At 43.0% G+C, this 4,413-nt stretch carries 3 protein-coding genes and 1 pseudogene; 1 reads left to right on the top strand and 3 read right to left on the bottom strand.

All coding sequences use genetic code 11. The features are described from left to right. On the top strand, positions 1–1,432 hold a 1,432-nt coding region (locus F6K20_RS25825), incomplete at its 5' end, for a class I tRNA ligase family protein (protein WP_287296548.1). Positions 1,433–1,527: 95 nt separating this feature from the next. Here F6K20_RS25825 and F6K20_RS25820 read toward each other — a convergent pair. The 3 genes and pseudogenes from F6K20_RS25820 to F6K20_RS25810 form a co-directional block, all read right to left on the bottom strand. After that, the gene (locus F6K20_RS25820) at positions 1,528–2,442 is read right to left on the bottom strand and encodes a ParA family protein (protein ID WP_008190935.1); all 915 of its coding nucleotides are present in this window, start codon (positions 2,440–2,442) and stop codon (positions 1,528–1,530) included. A gap of 180 nt (positions 2,443–2,622) precedes the next feature. Continuing rightward, on the bottom strand, positions 2,623–2,796 hold the full coding sequence (locus F6K20_RS25815) for a hypothetical protein (protein WP_154659983.1): 174 nt from the start codon (positions 2,794–2,796) through the stop codon (positions 2,623–2,625). A gap of 685 nt (positions 2,797–3,481) precedes the next feature. Beyond that, positions 3,482–4,297, bottom strand: a pseudogene (locus F6K20_RS25810) (vanadium-dependent haloperoxidase); the annotation flags it as partial. Positions 4,298–4,413 lie beyond the last annotated feature (116 nt).

Genomic DNA, 4,413 nt, shown 5'->3' with positions numbered 1-4,413 from the left:
CTACGACGAACAAACCAACGAACCCCTGCTCAATGAAGAAACCATTGCTTACGTCCAGGGAATTATTGCTGAGAAAGGTTCTGATGCCTGGTGGGAACTATCAGTAGAGGAATTGTTACCAGAATCCTATCGTAATAATGGTAAGACCTACCGCAAGGGCAACGATACCATGGATGTCTGGTTTGACTCCGGGTCTTCTTGGGCAGCAGTGGCCGAGCAACGGGAAGAATTACGCTATCCCGTGGATATTTACTTGGAAGGCTCAGACCAACACCGGGGTTGGTTCCAGTCCAGCTTACTGACCAGTGTAGCCAGCAATGGTTATGCTCCCTACAAAACTGTTTTAACCCACGGCTTTGTTCTAGATGACCAAGGGCGCAAGATGAGTAAGTCTTTGGGGAATATCTTGGAACCAGCTATAATCATCGAGGGTGGTAAAAACCATAAAAAAGAACCCCCCTACGGAGCTGATGTACTGCGATTGTGGGTATCTTCTGTAGACTATTCCTCAGATGTTCCAATATCTCAGAGTATTCTTAAGCAGCTAGCCGATGTCTATCGCAAAATTCGTAATACAGCGCGTTTCCTGCTAGGGAACCTTCATGACTTTGACCCAGCTAAGGATAAGGTGCCTGTTCAGGAATTACCGGAATTAGACCGCTACATGCTACACCGGATCACAGAGGTATTTGAGGATGTAACTGATGCCTTTGAGAGTTATCAATTCTTCCGCTTTTTCCAGAGCGTGCAGAACTTCTGTGTAGTAGACCTGTCTAACTTCTATCTGGATATTGCCAAAGACCGACTCTATATCAGTGCTGCCAACTCACCACGGCGGCGCAGTTGTCAGACAGTGCTACAAATAGCAGTAGAAAATTTAGCTAAAGCGATCGCACCTGTACTCTGTCACATGGCAGAAGATATCTGGCAATACCTCCCTTACCAGAAATCCCATCAATCGGTGTTTGAGTCAGGTTGGGTCAAATTAGACCAGCAATGGAAAAACCCTGAACTAGCGGCGTCCTGGTCAAGCTTGCGCACCATCCGCACAGAAGTAAATAAAGTACTCGAAAAAGCCAGAGCGGAAAAGATGATTGGCTCATCTCTAGATGCTAAAGTATTGCTTTATGTTAAAGATCAACAATTAAAGCAGCGCCTGGAAGCCATGAATCCTTCCGATAGCCTGAGTGGAAATCAAGTGGATGAATTGCGCTATCTCCTGTTAGCCTCTCAAGTAGAATTAGTAGATTCCCTAGAAGTTATACAAACAGCAACCTATAGCGCTGAATCAGAAACTATAGCGCTAGGGGTAGTCAATGCAGAAGGCTTAAAATGCGATCGCTGTTGGAACTACGGACCTAAAGTAGGTACAATTGCTGAGCATCCTACCATCTGCGAACGCTGTAATGCTGCCTTAGCTGGTAACTTCTGAGGTAACTTGTTAACTGACTTGTAAGTTATTGGTGATTGAGAGATTGCTAAGGACAGTTAGCACTATTGGCCAGATCAGGGATTAGAGATTCAACACTAATCCCTGATTTGTTCCATACTCTTAATCCCCTCAAGCTTAAGTAAAAATTCTTCTGTCAACTTGAAGAATGCTTTAGAGCCAGCAGAATTAGGATGAGCGATAACTACAGGACTAAAACTATCCACAGCTTTAGCAACATTAACATCCATGGGAATGCGAATTTTAAAAATTTGGTTGCTATCGAAATCGTTATCAACTCGCCTCATCACTTGCTTATAGTACCTACCCATCAGTCCCCCGCCTGACAAAATAAAGATAATCCCCAACAGCTGCAAGTTAAGAGGACTATCCTGCTGATGACTTTCTTTGAGCCTGGCAATCCGTCTTTCTAGAAGTTGAATCCCTACAATAGATAAAGGTTCTGGTCTGGCTGGTAGCAAATAGAAATCACTAGCCACAATGCCACTGCGAGTCAAAAGATTGTAGCCCGGAGCGCAATCTAAAATAATAAAGTCATAGTTAGGGATAATCGGCTCTAATATCCCTTTGATTAATAAACTTTCAAAGCGGCTCCAAACCTTACTAAATTCCACCTCCCCTTCCTGAATAGATTGCTTATGGAGTAGATCAGACACTACATATTCATCATAAAGCTCAATATCTCCCGGCAATAAATCCAATCCTTTGATATTACAATTATCAGTTTGAATAATATCCTCAATTGTTAAGCGACTGCGATAGCTAGGTTTAATGACTTTGTCAATTAACCGACTTAATGTCCGCCTCCCTTTTCTAGCTTTAGCAAATGCTTGGGGCTGCATTAAGCTCAAGGTTCCACTAATTTGGGTATCTAAATCGACCACCAAAACCCGCTTATTATGATTTTTGGCTAAGCAAGTCGCCAAGTTGACGGTGAGGGTGGTCTTGCCCACACCACCTTTCATATTGACTGTACTAATGACTAATCCCATTGATAAACGTGATCTTGCCATGACACTATTTATCATCATTCAGTATTATTGGTTACTAGGCAAGAATTCCGATGGATTACTATGATTTACCCTTGGGCAGTCCGCAATCATTCGGTAAGTCGTCGAGAGTCACACCCAAGGCTTGACACAGGGCTTTCATCTGTGGAATAGTCAGCTACCTTAAACCTGGATAAATTCTGCATTACCTGCATTACTTACCAATGGGTTTATGGTGAGTTGATGCGATCGCAAAATTGCTGAAAATTCCCCTAGACCAGATTGTACCTGTTGAATGCTCGGTTGAATAGTTGGTTGAATGCTCCGTTGATGTGATCGTTGTGTATCGTGGTTCAAGGTCTGCTCAAAACAGCATGTATCTTTTTGGAGCTTATGGGCTGAAATTATTACCCAGTATGGATTTCAGCTTGGATGTCGCCTCCCCAGATAATCAGTATAAACCATTCTGGTACAAAATCTGGAAGAAACCCTGGGAAAATCTTCAAAGGCAATCCAGGTTCATGAAATTCAGCCGTCGGTTTTTAAGCAGGGTAAGCGCCAGAAAAATTGAGCCAAAATGTGATATATGGCAAGGATTATGACCATATTAAGCCTTGATTTTCAGCACTATTGCAATTTTTTCTTAATATTATTGATAAAAATTATTCTTTATTGATTCTTTCCCTTACCCTCGGTTTTGATGGATTTATAGCATTTTTATTTGAGTTGTGAACAGAATCCTTAGGGAAAGGTAAGAGGCAAGAGGCAAGAGGCAAGAGTTAATCAAGTATATAGGGGTTTTTGGTAATAAAAAAATGGTAGTCCTTGTTTACAAATCATTTGGAAATGCTATATACCAACTTGCCATAGCCAGATTTGTTATGTATCCTAACTAAATACCCCCCAAAATTGGGGGGATTTCAGCTAGGGAAAAGGTATTTGGCGAAACCTGAACTGTTATGAAACCTTTTCCCTTTTCTTTTTTAGGTTAATCAGAAACCAAGGCTTCCTAAACCTCCAAAAGGAAGATTTTTAGGTAATGTTAGTGAGATTGATGGTGAGATTGATTTCCCCGTTTTCCTTTGATCATGGAAGCAGCACCAAAGGCACCAAATACTAACATACCCAATACCGAGGTAGGTTCGGGAACTTTAACACCACCATTGATGAAGAATAATGTCCGGTCATAGACCTTGCCACCAACTTGTCGCCCTAAGTCTCTGCCGAATAGATCTCCATCATCGAAGTGAATGCCACCGTAGATGCGAGAAACACCAGCTTCATCAGCAGCATCGGAAAATGTCTCCCAAAATAGGGTGACTTGATCCGTGGGAGTCAAACCAGGTTCAAAACGAGAGGCACCAGGGGCAAAGGTTACTGAATTGCCGAACTCATCACTACCGGTAAATAGCTTGAAAATCTCAGCCGCAGAAGCACTGAAAGCACTATGTCCTGAGGTGAATTCCGCAAAGGGAGGGGATGGATCGGCACCAGGAGTTTGGTAGGTAATAAAATCACTGGCTAATAGCCTGATCGTTCCTACTCCTGGTCCACCATAAGATTCGATCACAAAGCCTCCCAGCTCCTGATCGAATTCACCAATTAAGCCCAGCTCACCAAGTTCGCGAATCGCTCGGACGGGACGAGTATAGTCGTAGAAGACTTTTGCTTCCCAAGTCGCAATACCAGCATCCAAAACTGCATTGCCCAGACCAAAGTAAAGTTGGATATCTTCATCTATGGTTTGGTCATCCCGTTCAGAGACGAATGAACCAAAACTCATCCAAGTTCCAGGAGGGTAGGGAGTGCCAGAGGGGTCTTCCCAAAACTCAGCTACTAGTTTTTGCTCCGCTCCCAGCGCTGGTACAAAAATCCTAACAGTCCGATTCTTAAAGCCAAGAAACATATTGACCGGGAGCTAGCGATCTATCAAATCAAAGATGTGGTTGGCTGGGTTTAATCACTAATGACTTC

Source organism: Moorena sp. SIO2C4, assembly GCF_010672485.1.
GTDB classification, from domain to species: Bacteria; Cyanobacteriota; Cyanobacteriia; order Cyanobacteriales; family Coleofasciculaceae; genus Moorena; species Moorena producens.
The sequence above is the reverse complement of the archived record's forward strand: the minus strand, read 5'-3'. Positions and strand labels throughout refer to the sequence as shown.

Excerpts from the sequence above, each read along its gene's own strand:
- F6K20_RS25820 (WP_008190935.1), bottom strand. The coding sequence starts at position 2,442 with ATGGGATTAGTCATTAGTACAGTCAATATGAAAGGTGGTGTGGGCAAG.